Annotated in this window: 17 protein-coding genes and 5 tRNA genes; 12 read left to right on the forward strand and 10 right to left on the reverse strand. The window is 45.4% G+C overall.

The window, feature by feature from the left end; genetic code table 11:
• Positions 1–196 precede the first annotated feature (196 nt).
• Complete coding sequence (ilvC, locus tag R7E00_RS10260; RefSeq protein WP_005379098.1) at positions 197–1681, forward strand: ketol-acid reductoisomerase; 1485 nt, start codon at positions 197–199, stop codon at positions 1679–1681.
• Between the two features lie 278 nt (positions 1682–1959).
• Here ilvC and ubiK read toward each other — a convergent pair whose 3' ends face one another.
• The 4 genes from ubiK to R7E00_RS10280 form a co-directional block, all read right to left on the reverse strand.
• Positions 1960–2211, reverse strand: a complete 252-nt coding sequence (ubiK, locus tag R7E00_RS10265) for a ubiquinone biosynthesis accessory factor UbiK (RefSeq protein ID WP_005379099.1) — start codon at positions 2209–2211, stop codon at positions 1960–1962.
• Between the two features lie 131 nt (positions 2212–2342).
• Positions 2343–5465: a multidrug efflux RND transporter permease subunit VmeD gene (gene vmeD / locus R7E00_RS10270; protein WP_033907400.1), complete on the reverse strand. Its 3123-nt coding sequence runs from the start codon at positions 5463–5465 to the stop codon at positions 2343–2345.
• A gap of 12 nt (positions 5466–5477) precedes the next feature.
• On the reverse strand, positions 5478–6581 hold the full coding sequence (locus tag R7E00_RS10275) for an efflux RND transporter periplasmic adaptor subunit (RefSeq protein ID WP_042523871.1): 1104 nt from the start codon (positions 6579–6581) through the stop codon (positions 5478–5480).
• Between the two features lie 18 nt (positions 6582–6599).
• Positions 6600–7181, reverse strand: coding sequence for a TetR/AcrR family transcriptional regulator (locus tag R7E00_RS10280; protein WP_005384254.1), 582 nt, complete (start codon positions 7179–7181; stop codon positions 6600–6602).
• Positions 7182–7351: 170 nt separating this feature from the next.
• Here R7E00_RS10280 and rep point away from each other — a divergent pair, with 170 nt between their 5' ends.
• A complete protein-coding gene (rep, locus tag R7E00_RS10285; RefSeq protein WP_005379104.1) occupies positions 7352–9367 on the forward strand; it encodes a DNA helicase Rep in 2016 nt (671 codons plus the stop codon).
• Positions 9368–9440: 73 nt separating this feature from the next.
• Here the strand turns inward: rep and R7E00_RS10290 are convergent, their stop codons facing one another.
• Positions 9441–9854 (reverse strand): c-type cytochrome, encoded by a 414-nt coding sequence (locus tag R7E00_RS10290; RefSeq protein ID WP_005384252.1) that lies wholly within the window; start codon positions 9852–9854, stop codon positions 9441–9443.
• Positions 9855–10189: 335 nt separating this feature from the next.
• On the opposite strand from R7E00_RS10290, the gene R7E00_RS10295 reads away from it, so the two are divergent.
• The 5 genes from R7E00_RS10295 (at position 10190) to R7E00_RS10315 (ending at position 10786) form a co-directional block, all read left to right on the forward strand.
• Positions 10190–10266, forward strand: a tRNA-Arg gene (locus R7E00_RS10295).
• Positions 10267–10299: 33 nt separating this feature from the next.
• Positions 10300–10375: transfer RNA gene (locus R7E00_RS10300), tRNA-His, on the forward strand.
• A gap of 69 nt (positions 10376–10444) precedes the next feature.
• A tRNA-Pro gene (locus tag R7E00_RS10305) sits at positions 10445–10521 on the forward strand.
• A gap of 48 nt (positions 10522–10569) precedes the next feature.
• Positions 10570–10645: transfer RNA gene (locus R7E00_RS10310), tRNA-His, on the forward strand.
• A 64-nt stretch (positions 10646–10709) separates the two neighbouring features.
• Positions 10710–10786: transfer RNA gene (locus R7E00_RS10315), tRNA-Pro, on the forward strand.
• A gap of 195 nt (positions 10787–10981) precedes the next feature.
• Here the strand turns inward: R7E00_RS10315 and R7E00_RS10320 are convergent.
• A complete protein-coding gene (locus R7E00_RS10320) occupies positions 10982–11707 on the reverse strand; it encodes an HAD family hydrolase (protein ID WP_005379107.1) in 726 nt (241 codons plus the stop codon).
• 661 nt (positions 11708–12368) lie between these two features.
• On the opposite strand from R7E00_RS10320, the gene R7E00_RS10325 reads away from it, so the two are divergent.
• From R7E00_RS10325 to R7E00_RS10345, 5 genes are all read left to right on the forward strand, one after another.
• Entirely contained in the window at positions 12369–14084 is a 1716-nt protein-coding gene (locus R7E00_RS10325; protein WP_005379108.1) for a dipeptide ABC transporter ATP-binding protein, read from the forward strand.
• Positions 14085–14176: 92 nt separating this feature from the next.
• A complete protein-coding gene (locus tag R7E00_RS10330; protein WP_005379109.1) occupies positions 14177–15730 on the forward strand; it encodes an ABC transporter substrate-binding protein in 1554 nt (517 codons plus the stop codon).
• Positions 15731–15877: 147 nt separating this feature from the next.
• Positions 15878–16855: an ABC transporter permease gene (locus tag R7E00_RS10335; RefSeq protein WP_005379110.1), complete on the forward strand. Its 978-nt coding sequence runs from the start codon at positions 15878–15880 to the stop codon at positions 16853–16855.
• Positions 16856–16857: 2 nt separating this feature from the next.
• Positions 16858–17808, forward strand: a complete 951-nt coding sequence (locus R7E00_RS10340; protein ID WP_033907403.1) for an ABC transporter permease — start codon at positions 16858–16860, stop codon at positions 17806–17808.
• A 157-nt stretch (positions 17809–17965) separates the two neighbouring features.
• The gene (locus R7E00_RS10345) at positions 17966–18985 is read left to right on the forward strand and encodes an SPOR domain-containing protein (protein WP_262606418.1); all 1020 of its coding nucleotides are present in this window, start codon (positions 17966–17968) and stop codon (positions 18983–18985) included.
• A gap of 75 nt (positions 18986–19060) precedes the next feature.
• On the opposite strand, the gene R7E00_RS10350 is transcribed toward R7E00_RS10345, so the two are convergent.
• The 4 genes from R7E00_RS10350 to R7E00_RS10365 all read right to left on the reverse strand — a co-directional run bounded on the left by R7E00_RS10350 (position 19061) and on the right by R7E00_RS10365 (position 23921).
• On the reverse strand, positions 19061–19204 hold the full coding sequence (locus R7E00_RS10350) for a hypothetical protein (protein WP_012841245.1): 144 nt from the start codon (positions 19202–19204) through the stop codon (positions 19061–19063).
• Complete coding sequence (locus R7E00_RS10355) at positions 19194–21515, reverse strand: acid phosphatase (protein ID WP_262606417.1); 2322 nt, start codon at positions 21513–21515, stop codon at positions 19194–19196. The genes R7E00_RS10350 and R7E00_RS10355 overlap by 11 nt, the downstream gene beginning before the upstream one ends.
• Positions 21516–21777: 262 nt before the next feature.
• Positions 21778–23346, reverse strand: a complete 1569-nt coding sequence (locus tag R7E00_RS10360; RefSeq protein ID WP_262606416.1) for a hypothetical protein — start codon at positions 23344–23346, stop codon at positions 21778–21780.
• Between the two features lie 2 nt (positions 23347–23348).
• On the reverse strand, positions 23349–23921 hold the full coding sequence (locus R7E00_RS10365) for a sigma-70 family RNA polymerase sigma factor (protein WP_104979902.1): 573 nt from the start codon (positions 23919–23921) through the stop codon (positions 23349–23351).
• Position 23922: the final 1 nt, after the last annotated feature.

The raw sequence follows: 23922 nt of genomic DNA on the forward strand, positions 1-23922 counted from the left end.
AAACTTTTACTCTCACAGAGATGAATGAAAAGTTGCAGGCTTTTGATATTCATTAAATTTTCATTTCCATGTTGCATAAATTGCAATAACTAATTGTGAATATATCACTTTAAGCAATCTCATGTCTGTTTTAGTATGAAGTTATTCGGTAAGGCAATTACTGACCTCAATGGAAGAATCTCAAAGGAGCACCCAGATGGCTAATTATTTCAATACCCTAAACTTGCGCGAGCAGTTGGACCAATTAGGTCGTTGTCGTTTTATGGACCGCAGTGAGTTCGCTTCAGAAGCGGATTATCTTAAAGGTAAGAAAGTAGTCATTGTAGGTTGTGGTGCTCAAGGTCTTAACCAAGGTCTGAACATGCGCGACTCTGGTCTAGACGTTGCTTATGCGCTTCGCCAAGCCGCGATTGATGAGCAACGCCAGTCATTCAAAAACGCAAAAGACAACGGTTTTGAGGTAGGTAGCTACGAAACGCTAATTCCACAAGCTGATCTAGTAGTAAACCTTACTCCAGATAAGCAGCACACAAACGTTGTTGAGACGGTAATGCCGTTAATGAAAGAAGGCGCAGCACTAGGTTACTCTCACGGTTTCAACGTTGTTGAAGAAGGCATGCAAATCCGTAAAGACCTAACGGTAGTAATGGTTGCACCTAAATGTCCAGGTACGGAAGTTCGTGAAGAATACAAGCGCGGTTTCGGTGTACCGACTCTTATCGCTGTTCACCCAGAGAACGACCCAAAAGGTGAAGGTTGGGATATCGCGAAAGCTTGGGCTGCAGCAACAGGTGGTCACCGTGCAGGCTGTCTAGAGTCTTCTTTTGTTGCTGAGGTGAAATCTGACCTAATGGGTGAGCAAACTATCCTTTGTGGCATGCTACAGGCTGGCTCTATCGTATGTTACGAGAAGATGATTGCTGATGGTATCGATCCTGGCTACGCTGGTAAGCTTCTTCAATACGGTTGGGAAACCATCACTGAAGCACTGAAGTTTGGTGGTATCACTCACATGATGGATCGCCTAACTAACCCTGCAAAAGTGAAAGCATTTGAGCTTTCTGAAGAGCTAAAAGAACTGATGCGTCCGCTATACAACAAGCACATGGATGACATCATCACCGGTCACTTCTCTAGCACTATGATGGCTGACTGGGCAAACGACGATGCAAATCTACTAGGCTGGCGTGCAGAAACAGGTGAAACTGCTTTCGAAAACTACCCAGAAACTGACGTAGAAATCTCTGAGCAAGAGTACTTCGATAACGGTATCTTGATGGTTGCTATGGTTCGTGCGGGTGTTGAGCTAGCATTCGAAGCGATGACGGCATCTGGCATCATCGATGAGTCTGCTTACTACGAGTCTCTACACGAGCTGCCACTTATCGCAAACACTATCGCACGTAAGCGTTTATACGAGATGAACGTGGTTATCTCAGACACTGCGGAATACGGTAACTACCTGTTCGCTAACGTAGCAACGCCGCTTCTACGTGAGAAGTTTATGCCAGCCGTAAATACTGACGTAATTGGTAAAGGTTTAGGTGAAACGTCTAACCAAGTGGATAACGCGACTCTTATCGCTGTGAATGAAACAATCCGTAACCACCCTGTAGAGTACATCGGTGAAGAGCTACGTGGTTACATGACTGATATGAAGCGTATCGCGGTGGGCGGCTAAATGACTGGCCTTAAGGCTCCATTTCGGTGTCGAAGGTGCTTGTTTACTATCGTAAAGTCCGCGCCTTCTCCTAGAAATGAAACCTTAATACAGCGTAATTTACTTAGTCTCAAGTAACGCAGTAGATAAACTCCAGGCAGACTGGAGTGATAAATACAAAATAAAACACAACATCTAATCAAAAGGCTTGGTCGCCGTTGACCAAGCCTTTTTGTTTTTAGCCGATTTATCTGCGCGCCGATAAGAAAAACGCTCCTTTGTGAGGAGCGCTTTGATACTTATTTTTCAGCAAGCTTTTCTTCAAGTTGCGCCAACTTCTGTTCCATTTCTGTTAGCTTTTGACGTGTACGTAGTAAAACTTGAGTTTGAACATCAAACTCTTCGCGACTTACAACATCTAGCTTGTTTAGCTGGCCTTGGATTACTTGACGAACTTTCTGATCGACATCAGAGCCCAATTCTTTTACAGGTTGAGGCATTGAGTCGTGAATCTGTTTAGCAATTTGCTCTAATTTCTTTGGGTCAAACATAGTGGCTAAAACTCCTTTTGATTTGTCCTCATTTTAAGTAAATGATACGTGAAAGTCGCCACTTAGATGGCAAAAAAGAGAGCGGCAATAAAAAAGGCCACCGAAGTGACCTTTTTGAATGCCTTAATAGCTTATCTGTTATCCGCTAATTCACGATGAGCTGCTTTCGCTTCGTCAACTCGCGCTAACTTCTCCAAGTCTTTGTCTTCAACAAATACTGGCAGAGGTTTGTGTTTTTCAGCTAGGTAGCTGTAAATCACAGGTAGTACGAATAGTGTGAACAGTGTACCGATTGCAAGGCCAGCAACGATGACGATACCGATACTGAAACGTTGCGCGGCACCTGCACCTGTTGCGTACATCAGCGGGATCAGACCTGCGATCATCGCTGCAGTGGTCATTAGGATAGGGCGAAGACGCACTTTCGCAGCTTCCATCACCGCATCAATACGAGACAGTTTATTATGTAACTGCTCTTCCTTGGCGACTTCACAGATCAAGATACCGTGCTTGGTTATTAGGCCGACCAGCGTGATCAAACCAACCTGCGAGTATATGTTCATCGAGGCCGTACCCCAGGCCAATGCGATCAAGGCACCACATATTGCCAGAGGTACAGATACCATGATGACAATAGGATCGCGGAGTGATTCAAATTGAATCGCCAGAACGAGGAAGATGATCGCAAGTGCAAGACCGAAGGTTGCATACAAGGCACTACCTTCCGTTACAAACTGACGAGATTCGCCCATGTAATCATGGTTATACCCTGCAGGCAGTTTGGTTTGTGCAATATTTTCAAACCAATTAACTGCATCCCCCATCGAAACACCAGGGCCTGTAACAGCACCCACAGTTGCTGAGTTTAGCTGGTTGAAGTGTGGCAAAGAGCGAGGCTCAGCCACCACATCAATGGTAATCAGACTGCCTAATGGAACCGCTTTACCATCCACAGAGCGTACATAGTAGTTCTTCATCGATTCTGGGTTTAGACGCCATTTACGCTCAACTTGAGGAATCACCTCATACGAGCGACCATTCAGGTCGATTCGGTTTACATAACCATCTGCCATCATGGTGCTGAGGGTGATACCAATGTCTTGCATAGTCACACCGTAGGCACCTGCTTTGTCTTTATCGATCTTGATCTTCATCGTTGCAGAATCATATTTCAGATCCAGATCGGAATAGACAAACATTGGACTGCTTGCTACTTCCGACAGAATGTCATTTGCAACGGTAAACAAACTTTCAAAGTTGTTTGGCGTTGTAATTACGAACTGTACAGGAAGGCCTGAACCAGCACCTGGTAGCTCCGGCATTTCGTAGGCAGCAATAGACATTCCCGGAATGCTCGAAACAAGCCCACCAACACGCTGTTTGATTTCTGCTTGGCTCGCTTCTCGTTCGCCCCATGGTTTGAGTGTAGCTAAACCAAACGCTTGATTAGAATCCGGTACACCGTTAAATACCTGAGCGTATTCCACTTCTGGTTGATCAGAGAGAATCTTATTCACATCATCCATGGTGTTTTGGATGTAGTCCAAATTCGAATTTGATGGTGCGGTCCCTATGAGTACTACAACACCTTTATCTTCAGATGGAGCTAGCTCGCTAGGAATAAACTTGAATAGGACTGGTAAACTTGCGAATACAATTATCGCAAACACGATCACCACTGGTCGGCTAGCCATTATTGCTTTTAACATGCTTGCGTAGCGATTAGTCATGCCATCAAGTACATGGTGAACTTTTTGCTCAAACTTGCTTGGCTTCTCGTTCGCCTTCAGCATCTTCGAACACATCATTGGTGATAGTGTCAAAGCGATGATGCCGGATACGAATACTGAACCTGCCAGTGTCAAAGCGAACTCTTTGAACAATGAACCGGTGATACCACCCATCAATGCGATCGGCGCGTACACTGCACCTAGCGTCAATGTCATCGCGATAACTGGAACCGCAATTTCACGCGTACCAATAATTGCAGCTCGGAATGGCGATTCCCCTTCTTTGATGTGACGGTCAACGTTTTCTAGTACAACGATCGCGTCATCCACCACCAGACCGATGGCAAGCACCATCGCCAGTAGCGTCATCAAGTTCCAAGAGAAACCCATTGCCTGCATCACCATTGCCACACCAATCAATGAAAGTGGAATGGTCACGATAGGAATGATTACCGCGCGGAATGAACCTAGGAACAGTGTGATAACCACAAGTACGATGACCGCTGCTTCAAGAATCGTTTTCACTACTTCGTGAATCGATTCGTTGATGGCGATAGTTGAGTCGTACATCACGTTCATTTTGATGTTACTTGGTAGGTTGCGCTCAAGCTGAGGCAACAGTTCAAGTACGTCTGCTGCAATGTTGATTGGGTTAGCGCTTGGTGCTGCGTTGATCGCCGCAACCACGGCTTCTTGACCGTTTGCACTTGCGCGATAAACGTCGTGACTCTTCTCCAGCGTTACTTTAGCGATATCACCTAGGCGGATGACATCCCCTTCACCAGTTTTCACGACCAATGCTTCAAGTTCAGCAACGTTTGATACCTGAGTATCTGCGCTACCGTTATAAAGTACGAACTCACCCGTCGCTTGACCGGTTGCAGATTGGTAGTTGTTGGCGTTAAGAACGCTCATCACATCCGTAGCGGTCAACTTCAAAGCGCCCATTTTGGCAGGATCTAGCCATACGCGCAGTGCGTACTTCATACCACCATACAGGTCAACTTTGGATACACCGTTTACAGTGAACAACTGCGGGTTGATTACACGCTCAAGGTAGTCAGTGATCTGGCTTGAAGATAACTCGTCACTCGTAAAGCCGATGTACAGTACCGCCGTTGTCGAACCTGTCGACATGGTTACGGTTGGATCTTCGGCTTCTTTTGGAAGCTGAGAACGTACTGAGTTCGTTTTCGCTAAGATATCAGCCAATGCTGCATTCGGGTCAGTATTCAACTTCATGTTGACAGTAATGGTTGATTTACCTAGTACCGATTGCGAAGTCATGTAATCAATATTATCGGCTTGCGCCACCGCTTGCTCCAATGGCTGAGTAATAAAGCCTTGGATCAAGTTGGCACTTGCACCGTAGTAACTGGTGGTCACGGTGACCACCGTATTCGTCATTTCAGGGTACTCACGAACTTGCATTTTGAACACCGCTTGCAAACCAAGCAATGCAATCAAAAAGCTGATCGATACCGCTAAAACTGGACGTTTTATAAAAACATCTGTAAAGCGCATGATGCCTCCAACTTAAAGCATTGGTGTTTCAGCAGGTGGGGTAGTTGCATCGCTTTCGACAATGCTTACTTTCGCATGGTTACTCAAACGGACTTGACCCGATGTCACTACCACATCACCTGGCTTCACGCCTTCTAGAATGTGTGCGATATCTTTAGAGCGTTCGCCAACTTTTACCACATGCTGCTTAACGCGTTTTTCGCCATCTTCTTCTGTTACGATGTAAACATTGTCGCCATATAGCGTAAATGTGATCGCGGTTTGAGGTAGAGTGACCTGATTTTCTAACTTAGGCAGAATGATGTTTGCACGCGCGAACATACCACTACGCAGTTTGCCGTCACTGTTAGGGATATCCGCTTGAACTTGAATCAAACCACTTTGTACGTTAACCGCAGGCTCAATCGCAGAAATTGAACCTTTGAAAGGCTGTTCTGGGTAGGCATCCACGAAGATATCCACTTCTTGGTCGATATTGATACGTGAAATATCGGTTTGCGGCACGGTAAAGCGTAAACGCATCACGCTGGTGTCTTCCAGGCGAACAATATCGGTACCCGCTTGTAGGTACTGACCGAGGTACACGTTACGAATACCTACTACACCATCAAATGGCGCTTTGATTTCGCGTCGGTCGATGGTCGCTTTCAAGCTTTCAATGTCCGCTTTTAAGGAGAAGTAGTTCGCTTCTGCTTCGTCATACGCTTCTTTAGAAATAGAGCCTTTTTTAAATAGCCCTTGGTAGCGTTTGTATTTCGCTTCTGCTGCTGGCAACTTGGCTTGCGAGCTCTTTAAATTCGCTTTCTCAACGTCAGAGTCAAGCAGTACTAGTGGCTGACCTGCTTTGACTTGAGTACCGGAATCAAATGCGATTTTATCGATAACACCGCTCGTTTCGTTCGCTACCGTCACGCCTTGATTTGGCTCGATAAAACCAATTGCCTCGATGACTGGTACCCAATCCACCGCTTGCACTTCAGTTACGGTTACTGGGAATGCTGGTTCAGGGCGATTGGCAAACTGCTCCATTTTGTCTTTGATATCAATTAGTCTGTATGTAACAACGCTACCAAAAAGTAATAAAACAATTGATAGCATCAAAATCCACTTTTTCATTCTATTAAGAACTCCAAGTTAGTGTTTAATAATTGCATCCCAACTGGCTTCAATAGCGGCCTCTAATGCCGTCTTATCCAGTTGATAAAATCCCAAAGCGTGTTTCCGAGCAAGTGCAACACTTGCCTCAAAACTTAATCCAGAAAGTACTTCGTTATCGAGAAGCTTGAATACTCCCTCGTCTTTACCCTGATTAAAAAGAAGATCTACTTGGGCAAACATTTGTCTCTCAAGTTCCCGAGCTTTGCTACTATTTGAACAGGGTAAAGATTCATATTGGACTCGGTTGCTGATCGCACTTAAGTTCGAGCTCGCTAGATTCCAAATATTGAGCCACATGGTTCGATAACGCTGTTTTAAAGGCATCTCTTCACTAACACCTAGTTGCACCGCAGTAGCCACACGCTTAGCAACGTTAAGGCGTAGTTCCTCTAAAAGATGTTCTTTATCTGAGAAATAACGGTAAATCGTCCCTGCTGCGACACCTGCCTCATTGGCGAGCTTTTGCATGGAAAGCCCTTGAAAGCCAGATTCAGCAATGAGTTGTTCAGCAGCGACTAAGATTTGTTCTCGTTTATCTACAGCAGGGTTATCCTTCATAATGTCACCCTTTAGTGAATGAACGTTCATTCATTATAGCTTAAATACCCGCCATTTATGCAACAGAATATTGCACTTAATTGGTGTAAAAATTACAAGAAATCAGCATAGCTTTCACGAGGCCACCCCTTTATCATAGGCGCCACATTCATCACCCGCAGAGAATTTCTATGAAGCTGAACCCTAGTCAAGATGAAGCCGTGAAATACGTGTCTGGTCCATGCCTAGTGCTAGCTGGTGCTGGCTCGGGCAAAACTCGTGTTATTACCAATAAAATCGCTTATCTGGTTCAGCAATGTGGTTACAAAGCGCGTAACATTGCGGCGGTGACGTTTACCAACAAAGCGGCACGTGAAATGAAGGAGCGTGTAGGTCAAACGTTAGGGAAAGGTGAGTCTAAAGGTTTGATGGTATCAACATTCCACACTTTAGGATTGAACATCATCAAGCGTGAGTACAAGCATTTAGGGTTGAAAGCGGGCTTCTCACTGTTTGATGACCAAGACCAGCTAGCGCTGCTCAAAGAGCTTACTGAAAAGCAGCTTGATGGTGATAAAGATCTGCTACGTCAGCTTCTGAGTTGTATTTCCAACTGGAAAAACGACATGTTGACGCCAGAGCAAGCCAAAGCGCGTGCGCAAGGTGAACAGCAACAATTGTTTGCGTTCTGTTTTGATATGTACCAAAAGCAAATGAAAGCCTATAACGCGCTTGATTTTGATGACCTAATTTTGATGCCCGTTTTACTCTTACGTAATCATGAAGACGTTCGTCAGCGTTGGCAGAATCGTATCCGTTACCTACTGGTTGACGAGTATCAAGATACCAACACGAGTCAGTATGAGCTGGTCAAATTAATTGTCGGAGAACGTGGACGATTGACGGTTGTAGGGGATGACGATCAGTCTATTTATTCATGGCGTGGTGCGAAACCTCAGAACCTCGTGTTGCTGGGTGAAGATTATCCGAATTTGCGTTTGATTAAGCTAGAGCAAAACTACCGTTCAACGAGTCGAATCCTGCGTGCGGCCAACATTTTGATAGCTAACAACCCTCACGTCTATGAGAAGTCCCTGTTCTCTGAAATTCCTGACGGTGAAAAACTCAAAGTGTTGTTGGCTAAAAATGAAGAGCACGAAGCAGAGCGCGTAACGGGTGAACTAATTGCGCATAAGTTCCTAAACCGTACCGAATATAAAGATTATGCGATTCTATATCGTGGTAACCACCAATCACGTTTGATTGAAAAGTCTCTGATGCAAAACCGTGTACCGTATAAAATTTCTGGCGGCACCTCGTTTTTTGCGCGCGCAGAGATTAAAGACATCATGGCGTATTTGCGCGTTTTGGTTAATCCGGATGACGACAATGCATTTTTGCGCATTGTGAACACTCCGCGACGTGAAATTGGCCCAGTAACGTTAGAGAAATTAGGCAGTTATGCCAACATGCGAGGCAAGAGCTTGTTTGAGTCGAGCTTTGAAATGGGGCTCGAACAGCACCTAACGGGACGTGGCCTAGAAAACCTGCGTCGTTTCACCCAATGGCTAGTGGCGATTGCTGATCAAGCTGAGCGTGGTGATACCGTCGAAGCGGTTCGTTCGCTAGTTCGTGATATCCATTATGAAGATTGGCTATACGAAACTTCAGCAAGTCCGAAAGCCGCTGAAATGCGAATGAAGAACGTTTCTGATCTTTATTCATGGATAGTGGCGGACCTAGAGGGTGACAACTACGATCAAGAAGAGAAAACGTTAAAAGAAGTCGTTCAACGTTTGACCTTGCGTGACATGATGGAGCGCGGTGAAGAAGATGAAGACAGTGATGCAGTACAACTGATGACCTTGCACGCATCAAAAGGCCTTGAGTTCCCATATGTATACTTAATTGGGTCCGAAGAAGGTATTTTACCGCACCAAACCAGTATTGATGAAGATAACGTGGAAGAAGAGCGTCGCCTGATGTACGTTGGTATTACTCGAGCGCAACGTGAACTGACTTTCACTATGTGCAAAGAGCGTCGGCAGTTCGGCGAGTTGATCAAACCGACTCAAAGCCGCTTTTTGGATGAGTTGCCATTTGATGACGTTGAATGGGAAGTAAACAAAAAGCCAGTATCAGCAGAAGAGCGTATGGCGAAAGGTCAAGCACACATTGCCAATATTCGAGCAATGTTTAAGAAGTAAAGTAACCTTGTTCTCACTGACTAAAAACAAAAAGGCTTGCCAACTGGCAAGCCTTTTTCGTTGATGTCTTTACTTATAGACCTTCAATCATGTGGTCAATTGCTGCGATGATTTCATCGTCAGAACAGTCCATACAGGTTCCTTTGGCTGGCATCGCATTGAAGCCTTCTAATGCGTGCTTCACTAACGTATCTTTGCCTTGTGCAATACGCGGTGCCCAATCATCGGCATTACCTGTTTTAGGTGCGCCGTTTACACCAGATGCGTGACAAGCAATACAAAAAGTACCATAAACTGTGGCGCCATCACGTGGACCGGTTGGTTCTTCTTTCACTGGCTCAGAACCCGCTAGATAAACATCACCGACAGGTTGGATGCGTTCTGCGATCGCATCGTATTCAGTTTGGCTGATGTCAGAAGCTAAAGCTGCCGTAGAAAACGTTAAGGCAGCGAACAAAACGCTAATCATTTGTCGAGACATATCCATTAAACCCACTTCACATTCCCGAGGTAAGTGACTTACCTATTTATATAGTTAGAGTATTAATGCCGAGCAGAGAAATCATTAAATTCCACTGAATGGCATAGAATGATTAGACAACTTGGTTGCAGCTGTTAAATCAATGTAAATAATGGGTGATTATATCCCGATAACTTGTTGCAATAAACAACAAGTTATCCATGACAGGGCGTGAATCACATCAAAAATCCACTTTAACGGAAGATAACTGTCGAAAAAGAGACCAAACGATAAAAAAAGTAAAAAAAGTACTAGACGGCATAGTGTGATATCCGTATTATTCCACTCCGCCGATAGGGCATGCGCCCGTAGCTCAGTTGGATAGAGCGTTGGCCTCCGGAGCCAAAGGTCGAAGGTTCGAATCCTTTCGGGCGTACCATTGCCTCGGAGGATACATCGGTAAAAATCAGTGGTGGCTATAGCTCAGTTGGTAGAGCCCCGGATTGTGATTCCGGTTGTCGCGAGTTCAAGTCTCGTTAGCCACCCCATTCTTTCTTTTTTAGATTGAATGCGGTAGCATTGCTCCCAATCTTGATTCAATCAAGATAAAACATCGTCGGTGAATAGCGCAGCTTGGTAGCGCATCTGGTTTGGGACCAGAGGGTCGGGGGTTCGAATCCCTCTTCACCGACCACTATTTAGTTTATGGCTCTAATAGAGCGGTAAACAGCAAAAATTGATGGTGGCTATAGCTCAGTTGGTAGAGCCCTGGATTGTGATTCCGGTGGTCGCGAGTTCGAATCTCGTTAGCCACCCCATTAATTAAGGTGACTTCTTAGTTGAAGTGTCCTGTCTGATTTGAGAAAATCAGTAAATACAGTTCGGTGAATAGCGCAGCTTGGTAGCGCATCTGGTTTGGGACCAGAGGGTCGGGGGTTCGAATCCCTCTTCACCGACCACTATTTAAAGCCTCAGTCGAAAGACTGGGGCTTTTTTACATCTCTCCTGAAAAGAATCGGCATTCCATTTCAATTTTCCCCAAAAGTGTACAGCTCTAGGGGCTTTTGACCACCTATGATCTAAATGCTTTTCGAGCTGACAAAATAAACCCCAGAGCAGTGTCTGGGGTTTTGTAGTTTTCTAATCCGCTGCTTTTATTGGGCGAGTGTTTTAAGGATTTCTTTCAGTTCTACCGTTTCTTGGATTTCAAAACTTGGCGTTATATCCGTTGAGTTGCTTGCGCCTGTCGCATTCACCCATACACTCAAAATGCCCATATTGTTAGCGCCAGCAATGTCAGCAGGTAAAGAGTCGCCCACGTGTAGAGCCTCTTCTGGTTTTACTTCGACCAAGTCGAGCGCTTTTTGGAAAATACTTGTAGCAGGTTTCTCTTCTGGCTCTTCTCCTCCCACAATAATATGGTCCACCCAGTTGCTCATTTGTGTCGCGTTTAATTTAGGGTGTTGAGAAAAAATCGGACCGTTAGTGATCACGACGAGTTTGTAATGTTGACGAAGGTCGCTGAGCATTTCTTTTACACCAGGGAAGAAGGTGAACGCGCCCATACGTGCAGAGTCAAAGTAGTCTTGAGCTTGTTGAGCCTCTTTTGCAGTGATGCTGACGCCTTGCTCCGCCAAGATGTTTTGGATCAGGCCACAACGGAAGGCATTTTCATCGGGTAGCAGAGCCACAAGGTGAGGGAACTCAGCATTCAGCTTTTTGTATACACCCTGTAAGTAGCGCTGCAAAAACGCTTTTGGCTCGGTAACTTGTGGGTAGGTCTTATGAATCCAAGTTGTAAACGCTTGTCCTGCAACTTTATCGGCTTGTGACGTTGCACATAAAGTCTCGTCCATATCAAAAAAAATCGCTTTAAGCACAGGGGCTCCTTTTATTTACGGCTTGGCTTTGACACTGTTCATCTATTATCCCACTCTCAATTGTGTCGTAAAGGGTTAAAACCGGCGAGTTTTCTTATGACGTACGAATGAGGATAGCGGTACTTTCCTTTGCTTAGTCAATAAACCGCTTAAGTGGCGCATAATCTGCGTTGGAGCAGGATTTGTGTGGTTTTGCTGTTTTGTTCACGTTTTGACCTATCCTTTCTCTTCCTAAGTTTGGCTTTTTGTATTTGCCGACTATTTTATTAATAGTTTTTTATGTTGAAAAAACACTTTTTGCATATGATATTGTTTGTTAAATGTTAATAAATGCACATGAATAATATGGTTAATGATCTTGTTTAGCTCATGTTTACTTTTAGAGCATTTTTCTAGTTTTATTGGTGCATGACGCACAAAAATAGTGTGATATGAAAATGGTTAAATACTTGTTAATGCATTTTTATTCGCTAATTGTGCGTTTATTTAATGTTTTTTCGGCGGAATATACTTTAATTGTTGCTTTTTTGTGTGATTTTTGCCAAATTATTTCCGCATTAAGATTTCAGAGTATTATTCTGAATTTGAACGGATTCATTCAGGTGATGAATGGTGCCTTTGGCATGATTCGATACCACAGACAAGGCAGTAGAGGTCTGAAATGTCACTATTAGAAGTGAAAAACCTTCGTATTGAATACCCATCCCGACACGGCGTTCACGCTGCCGTGAAGTCACTTTCTTTTCATATTGAACGTGGTGAAATCGTGGGTGTTGTTGGCGAATCAGGTGCGGGTAAATCCACCGTTGGTAACGCTGTTATCGATTTGCTTAGCCCTCCAGGTCGCGTTGCTAGCGGTGATGTATTCCTGGATGGAGAAAAAATTTCTGGCCTATCACCAGAAGCGATGCGTAAGGTTCGCGGCTCGAAAATAGGTTTTATTTTCCAAGATCCGATGACCTCGCTCAATCCACTTTTTACTGTTGAGCAACAGCTGAAAGAGACGATCCACGCCAACATGAAGGTCTCTGATGAAGAGGCGTATCAGCGTGCGCTTTCTCTTATGCAGCAGGTTGGTATTCCTCAACCAGAAAACCGCTTAAAGCAGTACCCGCATCAATTCTCTGGTGGTATGCGTCAGCGTGTTGTCATTGCCATTGCTTTGGCTGGTGAGCCTGATCTCATCATTGCGGACGAACCAACTACGGCGTTAGACGTTTCTATCCAAGACCAAATCCTCAACTTGATCCGCGAGCTGTGTATCAAGAACAATGTCGGCTGTATGTTGGTTACTCACGATATGGGGGTAGTCTCCAACGTCACCGATCGCGTGGCGGTAATGTATCGTGGTGACTTGGTGGAGTTTGGACCAACAGCCAAAGTATTGGGCGATCCTGATCACTCTTACACTCGCAGTCTAATTTCAGCGGTACCACGTTCAGACAGAAAGTTAGATCGTTTCCCGTTAGTAAGCTATATCGAAGAAGCGGCGGAAATGGAGCCACTCGATATCAAGAACCACTGGTTAGGACAAAGCCAAGATGAGCGTGAGTACACTGGCCCGCTTTTGGACGTGAAGAACGTCAATCTTCGCTTTGTGACCAAAGACTCTTTGTTCGAGAGCCGCCGAGAATACGTGCAAGCATCTAATAATGTGAGCTTTGAAGTGCACGAAGGCGAAACCTTTGGTTTGGTGGGCGAGTCTGGTTCAGGTAAATCGACCATTGCACGTGTGATTGCTGGTTTATACCAACCTAACTCTGGTCAGGTGAAATTCGAGGGCATTGACCTGACCGCTTTAACCTCTGAGAAAGAGCGCCGCCCGATGCGTCGTCAAATGCAGATGGTGTTCCAAAACCCATATACTTCAATGAACCCTCGTATGAAGGTATTCGATATTATTGCTGAGCCAATCCGTTTCCATAAATTGACGAAAAACGAGTCGGAAACTCGCCAAATCGTGAATGACCTATTGGATCATGTTGGTTTGGGTCGAATGGCTGGGCTTAAGTACCCTCATGAATTCTCCGGTGGTCAGCGTCAGCGTATTTCTATTGCGCGTGCGTTGGCGACTCGTCCTCGACTTTTGATTTGTGATGAACCGACCTCAGCACTGGACGTATCGGTACAGGCACAAATTCTAAACTTGCTGAAAGATCTGCAAAGTGAGCTGAACTTGACTATGTTGTTTATCAGCCACGATTTACCTGTTATTCGTCAGATGTGTGACCGAGTAGGTGTGATGCAAATGGGTACACTTTTAGAAGTGGCACCAACAGAACAGTTATTCACGGCACCTCAACACGAATACAGCAAAAAATTGATTTCTCTGATGCCGGAGTTTACAGGCTTGCGAGAAGAGATCGAAACGGCATAAACCAAGCAATTCGCTTGGCTAACCTTTAGTCATAACAAAGACGCAAACACAACAACAAGGGATCCGTATCCCCGCATGAAGGAGTTATGCAAATGAAAACCATGAAAAGCAAATTAGCAGTGGCGCTAATGGCTGCGGGCCTAAGCTTTAACGCAATGGCAGCAGATATCAAAGTTGGCTATGCAGCTGACCCAGTATCGCTTGACCCACATGAGCAGCTATCAGGTGGCACACTGCAAATGTCACACATGGTATTTGATCCGTTGGTTCGCTTTACTCAAAAAATGGATTTCGAGCCTCGCCTAGCAGAAAGCTGGGAACGTATTAACGATACGACTGTTCGTTTCAAACTGCGTGAAGGTGTGAAATTCCATTCTGGCAATACTCTAACGGCTGACGACGTCGTGTGGACGTTCCAGCGTTTACAAAGCTCTCCTGACTTTAAAAACATCTTCGACCCGTACGAAAAAATCGTCAAAGTTGACGACAACACGTTCGATCTTGTAACTAAAGGTCCTTACCCACTAGTGCTGCAAACCGCAACGTACATTTTCCCAATGGACAGCAAGTTCTACACGGGCAAAACTGCGGACGGCAAAGACAAGTCTGAGCTAGTGAAGCACGGTAACTCATTTGCATCGACTAACGTATCTGGCACGGGTCCATTCATTGTGACTTCACGTGAGCAGGGCGTAAAAGTGGAATTTGAACGCTTTAAAGATTACTGGGACAAAGAGTCGAAAGGTAACGTTGATAAGCTAACGCTTGTGCCAATTAAAGAAGACGCAACTCGTGTAGCAGCGCTGCTTTCTGGCGGTGTTGACATGATTCACCCTGTAGCGCCAAACGACCACAAACGCGTTGAAGATGCTGACGGCATCGACCTAGTTACGCTACCTGGTACTCGTATCATCACGTTCCAACTAAACCAAAACAGCAACGAAGCATTGAAAGACGTTCGCGTTCGCCAAGCGATTGTTCACGCAATCAATAACGAAGGTATCGTGAAGAAAATCATGAAAGGCTTCGCAACGGCCGCTGGTCAGCAAAGCCCGGCAGGTTACGTGGGTCACGATGACAAACTGGTTCCTCGCTACGATCTGAAGAAAGCGAAAGAGCTGATGAAAGAAGCGGGTTACGAAAATGGCCTGACGCTAACGATGATCGCACCAAACAACCGTTACGTGAATGATGCGAAAGTAGCACAAGCGGCGGCGGCAATGTTGTCTAAGATCGGTATCAAGGTTGATCTGAAGACCATGCCAAAAGCGCAGTACTGGCCTGAGTTCGACAAGTGTGCGGCAGACATGCTAATGATCGGTTGGCACTCAGATACAGAAGACTCAGCGAACTTCAACGAGTTCCTAACGATGACTCGTAACGAAGAAACCGGTCGTGGTCAGTACAACTGTGGTTACTACTCAAACCCAGAAATGGACAAAGTGGTTGAAGCTGCGAACGTAGAGACGGATCCTGCGAAACGTGCAGAAATGCTGAAGGGCGTAGAAGCGACACTATACAACGACGCAGCATTCGTACCGCTACACTGGCAAAGTGAAGCATGGGGCGCGAAGTCTAACGTGAAAGCGGCAGATATCGTTAACCCAATGGTAATGCCTTACTTCGGTGACCTAGTGGTTGAATAATCACGGTTAGTCTACTTTGAGGAGGGATGGATTTCCCTCCTCAACTTAAAGCACTCGACTCAATTTTGTTTCAGTCGGATTGAGTTGGTTATTTAGACTGAATTTTCTCTCTAATTTAGAGATCTATGGATAGTTAAGGGGCAAGGAATGTTTTCGTTTCTGGTCAAGCGCCTGTTTCAGGCACTGATAGTGATGTTTGTGATCAGTTTGGTGGCGTTTGCCATTCAGGACAACCTGGGTGATCCGCTGCGTGAGCTTGTAGGTCAGTCGGTTTCGGAATCGGAGCGTCAAGCGCTACGCGACGACTTGGGCCTGAACGATCCCTTTATCACAAAGTACACGCGCTTTGTGGGTAATGCACTGCAAGGTGATTTGGGTACCTCATATTTTTTCAAGCGACCTGCGGTTGAGGTGATTCTCGACAAGCTGGTGGCTACATTAGAGCTCGTGTTTGGCGCGACGCTTATCATCATTGTTTTCTCTATTCCGCTTGGGGTGTACTCTGCGATTCATCCTAAGAGTGTTTTTACCAAATTTGTGATGGCGATGAGCAGTGTCGGTATCTCGATTCCGGTGTTCTTAACCGCAATCATGCTGATGTATGTCTTTTCAATAGAACTCGGTTGGTTGCCTTCCTATGGGCGAGGTGAAACCGCTAACGTACTCGGTTGGGAATCTGGCTTCTTTACCATTGATGGTATCAAGCACCTCATCCTACCTTGTATTGCGCTAGCGTCTATCATGCTGCCGTTGTTCATCCGTTTGGTACGTTCAGAAATGCTGGAAGTTCTGAGTTCGGAATACATTAAGTTCGCCAAAGCAAAAGGTTTGAACTTACAAAAGATTTATTACCAACATGCACTTAAGAACACCATGCTACCAGTATTGACGGTAGGTGGCGTGCAGATTGGTACCATGGTGGCCTACACCATTCTTACTGAAACCGTCTTCCAATGGCCGGGCACTGGCTTCCTTTTCCTAGAGGCAATCAACCGTGTAGATACACCGCTGATCACTGCCTACGTTATCTTTGTTGGTCTGATCTTCGTGGTAACCAATACCATCGTTGACTTGCTGTACGGCATCATCAACCCAACTGTGAACCTAACTGGAAAAGGAGCTTAATCATGAGCCAATCAAATTTAACACCAGCTCCTGCTCCATCAGCGTGGCAGCGTTTCAAAGAGTCAGATTTTCTGTATTATTTCAAACGCGACAAAGTGGCGATGGCGAGTTTTACCGTCTTTATGATGTTCTTAGTATTGGCATTGGCTGCACCGATTCTTGCGCCAACAGACCCGTACGATCTGACGTCTATCGACATCATGGATTCTGAGTTGCCACCTTCGTGGATGGAAGATGGCGATGAACGCTTTGTGTTGGGTACTGACGAGCAAGGTCGCGATATTTTATCGACCATTCTTTACGGCTCTCGTCTGTCTCTAACCATCGGCTTCCTGGCGGTTGGTCTTCAGTTGGTACTGGGTATCATCATTGGTTTGTCGGCGGGTTACTTCGGTGGTCGTATCGATAGCTTCTTGATGCGCTTTGCCGATGTTCAACTATCGTTCTCAACCATGATGGTGGCGATCATCGTATCGGCCATTTTCAAAGCCAGCTTTGGCAGCGATTTTTACAGCCAATACGCAGTGGTGATGCTGGTGGTGATCATCGGTGTGGCTGAATGGCCGCAATACGCACGGACAATTCGTGCCTCGGTATTGGCAGAGAAGAAGAAAGAATACGTCGAAGCGGCGCGTGTGATGGGCTTTAAAGCTCCGCGAATCATGTTCCGTCACATTCTGCCAAACTGTCTATCGCCAATCTTGGTTATCTCGACGGTACAGGTAGCGAACGCGATCATGTCGGAAGCGGCACTGTCATTCCTAGGTTTGGGTCTTCCTGTTGATCAGCCGTCACTAGGTGCGCTGATCAGCATCGGCTTTAACTACATCTTCTCAGGTGCGTGGTGGATTACTGCCTTCCCAGGCATCGTGCTCGTAACATTGGTTTTGGTTATCAACCTGTTGGGCGACTGGCTACGTGATGTATTCAACCCGAAACTGTACAAAGGATAAGAATTTTCCCACCAAGCGTTGTAAATTCGCTTAATTCCTTCCTAAACTGAGAGCCGGATGCAAATTCCGGCTCTTTTTTTGCTAGTTATTCTTTGTTCACATTTTTTTGGCGCTTTGCCGCCATAATGACCTTACCCACTAATTTAGAGTGAAGTGTATGGAAATGAAGAAGGCACAACACCCATCTCGTATCTTCCAAGCAAGCCTAGCTTTCGGCTTGTTGCTGGTATGCGCCCAGTTTTCTAGCCCAGTATCGGCGGAGGAGTTCCTTTGCCAAGCCACTCAAGCCAGCGAGAAAGAATTACCGATGCTTGAGAAAACGTGCCCAATTGGTAACGGAGTATGGGGAAAGAAAGTGCCGCAGGGGGGCAACTACCTTTACTGGATTCAATGCGGATTGCTACCCAAGCCTATGTCTCTCGCGAAAGCTAAGCCTCTCTATAGTAAAATCACGACTGACGTATGGATGAAGCCTGAATCCAAAGGCTATCGCTGTTTGATTGGACCTTACAAGGCATTGTCTGATGCGAGGGATGACTTACGAGGAGTCAAAACCTTGTCGAATTACAAAGAGGCGTTCATCCGAGTGGTTGGGAAAGGGACGAAACAACCAGTAACACCACCTACACCTAAATCTACTGTATCGTCGAAATCAGCCGCATCTTCGGTTAAGCCAACACCGACGGTGACCCCGAAACCCGCGCCAGTTCCTGCTGTGCGAGCTGATACCGACGCCTTTAAAGCGCGGGCAGAGAAGCCAGATACCAAGGCAAAAAGTTCACATGATAGCTCTTCGTCTACGCCTGTTGCTAAGACCAAAGCGAAGCCAATTGTCACTGGAAATGATGACATTGAAGTTCGGTTGAGAACTTCAGTACAGGGCAAAACGTACGTGGTCCCATATTTACTCGATCACCATAATCAGTTTTACATGGAACATGGTAAGCCGTGGAACCGCCTCAACTACGAAAACTCGCACAAAGTATGTCAGCAACTGGGTATGAACTTAGCTAACCCTGCAGAGTTTAAAGCGCTGAGGGCGTCTGGGGTGATGGAAAAAAATCAATGGCCACTGCAACTGCCGTATTGGGGCAAAGATAAGAAAGGTTTGTTCGCCGATCGTGAGCCCAATCAGCTCACCGGGACCTCATTATTGAACGTGGTGTGCGTGAAATAACGACTCAGATATTGTGGTCAAAATATAGAAGAAAGCCCCGAGTTCGGGGCTTTTTTGCGGTCTCAAATATTATCGCTATTTGAGTGGCGTTTCTTTGTGACAGTTAGAGCAGATATACACTTCTTTGATGCCGACCAATCGTTCCCAAAGTGTTCTGCGTCTTCTACGCAAATGCACGCTATCACAGCAAGGGTTAACGATGGTTGCTTTAGTCATCATCACCAGGCTCCAAAATCGGTAGTGAACTCGCGATGCTTGTCATGGCTTCTTTGCTGTTAGAGTACAGACCATATTCCGGTGCGGATTCATGACCGTTTTGTTCTTTACTCCAACGAATACCAATATAAAAGTCACCAAAATCGCGGTTGATGTAACGATGACGAGTTTTGTAATCTGACTCTGAGCCTGTTTCTTCTAGAATCAGCAGTTCACGGTCTTCATCATTCTGGATTTCCCAATTACCTGGAGTTTGGAATCCTGTTGGCATGAACGAAGTGTAGTTGTAAGTATCAGTGTCGTATTCGTACGCACCTGACGAGTATTTCAGGACTGTGTCGTCGCCTGTGCCATTACTTTCTACCATCAAGTCATGCTCTACCGTGCCGTGTTTGATGTGTTCTGCAACCGAAAGTGATTCTGCAAATGGGGTATTGCTTGAGTCCATCCAGAACAGCTCATCATCTGAGATTTTAACGATCATTTGAGTGCCGTTATGCTCGGTTTTGTGCTGGTACAACATTTCATACTCGTCGCCGTAGCTGTTGTATAGCTTACCGTCTTTCAGCTCAACGTCGTTACAGTCTTTATTGTTGTATTCCGTGTAACCAGTTTGTTGGTCCAGATCGGCAAGAATGGCGTAAGCATCGTGTTCCCATGTGTCTTTTAGGAAGTCACTGATGTTCGCTTTGTATTCTTGATTCATCTCATCGTGGTTTGAACCCCAGCAGAATAGTAGGCCTTCAGAATCTTGCATCAACATGGCGTAGCCAATTTCACCATCTTTCTGTGCAAAGCTACCCATTTTCCATTCTTGACCGTTGAAGTGCTCGTGAGTGAAGCCCAAAGTCGGTACTACTGGTGGTGGCGTGACGCCTTCGATAACCGTTGGCATGCTGAGCGCAATTTGTACCGCGGTATGGCCATCTGTTGCGCTAATCGCAAGTACTGCTCCAGCTTCACCTGCTTTTGTTGGTGTGCCTTTAATGGTGATAATTGCATCACCATCCTCAGATACTGTTAGACCTTCAATGTCTACATAGTCCGCTGAGTAGTCGGTAATTTGACCGTCTTTATCTTGGAACAAACCAGAAATATCGAGTGTTTGTTCAAACACTTCACCTTGTTGTAGGTACCAACCATCAACGATGGACTGCAGACGCGCTTGTTCTGTTTCTACAACCATTGGTGGTAAGTTTGCCGATTCGATTTCGAACTGAAATACGGTGCTTACCGTACCCAAAACCTTACCTGACGAATCAATGTCTTGCGCCGTTAGAACAATCTCAAAATCACCAGCTTTCTCTACGATTGCAGTTGGATGTAGAACAATCAGGTTGCCAGTTTGCACAACTTCAATGCCTGTGCCTGCAAAGTTGTGCGTCAGTTTGGTTGTCACAAGGTTTTGGTCTTTGTCTGCAAATAGACCTTCAATGTCTAGCTCTAAGCCATCAAAGTCCACGCCTTGTACGATTTTTGGTAGTTTTTCTAGCTTATCTTTAGCTGCCTTTTCGACGATTTTGTTTACGGTTAGCTTGTTATTAACTGCCGTTTCAGGTGCTAAGGTGTCGCTGTCTGGGGTCGCGTCAGTGATGATTGGACGTAGATTTGGGTCATTGATGTTTTCGCCAGATGCAACAAGACGTTCCACTTCTTGGTTTGCCGCTTGAGCAAACTCCGTGGCTTTTTTCTCGTAGTTCGTTGGGTTTTGTGCTTTCGAGTCGGTCAGAATCTGAGCGGTTTTATGTAGTTCGGCGTTTTTTGTCGCACCTTCAACAAAATCACTGTACAGATCAATTGGTGCTTCTTCTGAGCCTCCTAGCGCTTGGTTTACTTTCGCTTTCGCATCTTCTTCACTAATGGCTGGATCTTTTGCCATTTCAATCGCCACAAGATCCGTGATAGGTGAAATCACGTTTGACGATGTTGGTGCACGGAATACGATTTCGTGCGCCATAGCTTGGCCTGGATGATCCATATCAACCGTGTATTTGCCAGCGTACTCTTTCGCATCCAAGGCGATGAGCTGTTTCTGCTTTGAACCGTTTGGTGTGATGGTCTGTAGCGCTAGAGTGCTTTCTGGTTTTGCATCCAATTTCAGTTGACCTTTCTCATCGGTCAGACCAAGGAATGTTTCTTGAGTGTCCCATTGGCCGTTGTTGTTCGTATCTTCAAAAACAACGGCATGCTTGAAGTAGCCGTCAAAACCTGTGATCACAACGCCGTCGTTAGCACTGTTTGAACCACCATCTGAACCGCCACAGCCTGTAAGAGCGATAGCCACTGACGCTGCTAGTAAACTCACCTTATTCATTATTTATTTGTCCTTGTTTCGTTTCCGAATGAGAAAGTCGCTTTTTTTATTCTTTTTTTCTTTATATCTCACTAGTGAGATATAAGAGAGTGGTGTCTTTTTAATGACTATTGAGCTTAGGTTCAAGACACGAAAATCCGCACAAAACCCGTAAAATTTATTTCTATTTTTTGTCTATGATGGAAAATTTATAATTTGATCACGGTTCCAGTTTTATTTTGGAAATGATTGTTTTGTTAAAATAACCACCTGTAAAAAAGGTTTATTGGGTGTCGCTAAGGACAGGGGCGTGATAAATCATGTTGATCTTAAATTCCTCAACGCGATCAGCGAGCTCAGGTTTTGGACGTAAAATGTAGCTATACACCTCGCCATCAAGTAGCTCGTCGTAAGGGGAATAGTTAAGATCAAACGATAACGATTGTTGTCCAGTAGCGGGGGTGCTGATGAACTCGTGGCAATCAATTTGGTAAGTCGGATCGTCTGGGTTAGGGTCTGATATGATGTCGATTTGATAGTCTCCTTGACCAGCAATGACATGGCTGTGATACCAAATGGCGACATCGCTACAATACAGGTTAGGACCATAAGTGTGTAAATTGAAATCGGATTCGATGCTTTCACCATGAGGACCAATGACTTGAGTACCATAGTGATAAATATAATTGCCAACTTCAGCAACCAGATACCCCCCACTTGGGAGAGGTAGCAAATAATCAAAAAAGGAGATTTGATGCAGATATCGTCCTGTCGGTGCATTGATGCGCTTTTCCATGGACTGCTTGTTCTTTTGCATGGTATAGCTTTCGAATTGTTTACCATCAAACACGGTGGTGAAGTAGTTCCGAGTATCTTCATGAACCTGAGATGGGTATTCTTTTTTGATGGTCCAAATTTGGCGTACACCTTGGACATAAACGATCAACGAGTCATCACTGATTTTGTACTTGCCCACTTTTTTCAAGTCTCCCTTTTCAGGACACTGGCGTTTGTTGTGTGAGGCGGCATAACTTACTTTGCCCCCCTCAAACTGAAAGGCCTCGCAATACACCACTTCATACGCGTACGCGATACCGGCAAGATTTTGTGTCGTCTCTAGGCGATAAACTACATCGCCAACTAACGGGTGTTCTGTGTCATTTTGATCGGGTGTGATAACGGGTAACTCAAAGCGCGTTGTGACCCATGCATGATCGCTATTACCGTGATAATCATCGCGCGCTGCTACCGCCAAATATGTGGTGGTTTTTATTTCCTCAGGCGCTCCTTGCACCATCATTTGTCCTTGGTTGAGGACTCTTAACCCATTGGCGTTTTCAAGCCAAATCTGAGTGGTGAGGAGATCGCCATCTGGGTCTTCAAAAAGCTGGTTAAGGTTGAGCGAATAACTCACCGGAGAGTTTTGTTTCAGCTCCCAAGCATAAATAATGGTTTGTAGCTGCTGTTCCACAGTGAGGTTGATGATGGGTTTATTATTCTCTGATGGGTCCTCTTGTGGTCGGCTGTTCTTATCACCCAATGCTGACTCGTAAAACGTGTTGTCTTCTGTGGTATGAAATGGATTCGTAACAGGGCCTGGTTGTCCTAAAAGGGCGAAGTTAAATGCGTCATCTCCCGTTTTTTTAGGAGTGCGATCCAACGCAGAACCTGTCAACGCTTGCTTTACTTCAACTAAAGATGTGCGCTCATATTGACGATGTGCTTGCTGGGTTGACTTGTCGGCGTTGTCTGACGAGTCTTTTACAGATGCCAAATTGTGTTTGTTTGAAATGAAGCAAATACCGAACAAACCGACGCATACTGCGCCGATTATCCAAAGCTTTTTGTTCATGATTACGTGTGCGCCATTCGTGATTGTAGCCAACTGCGAGAGAATTTGAGGTCTTTCTCTATCAGGCTTGCGCTGCACTCGAGTAGCTCACTGATTTCTTGGTTTTTCATGCCCATTAAATACTTGAGTTTGAGTGCGCTCGATTGGCGTGGATAGCGGCTACTGAAACTATCCAGAGCTTTATCCATGATAATCAATTGCTCGAAACGATCTTCTTCATCTCTCATCAATGTAATGTGTTGACGCTTTTGTGCTTGGTGCGAGCGTGCGTTGTCGATCAAGATTTGACGCATCACTTTGGCGGCCATCAAAAAGAAATCGCGCTTTGTTTCAATTTCACTCATGTCGCAGTTGGACATTTTCAGGTAAGCATCATGAATTAATGCCGTGGTGCTGTTGACGCTGTCTGCCAGTACTTTGTTGTCGGTGCCGTACTTTTCTGCATTTCGTTCACGCTCGTGTTGGGCGATCTTACGCAACTGTAAATAAGCAAACTGATAGAGCTCGCTCTCAGCTTGTTTATCACCAGATTGCCATTGTTGAATGATTTGTGTCAGTGCTACTGCTGTTGCCATG

Source organism: Vibrio sp. Vb1755 (assembly GCF_033338635.1).
Classification (GTDB): domain Bacteria; phylum Pseudomonadota; class Gammaproteobacteria; order Enterobacterales; family Vibrionaceae; genus Vibrio; species Vibrio alginolyticus.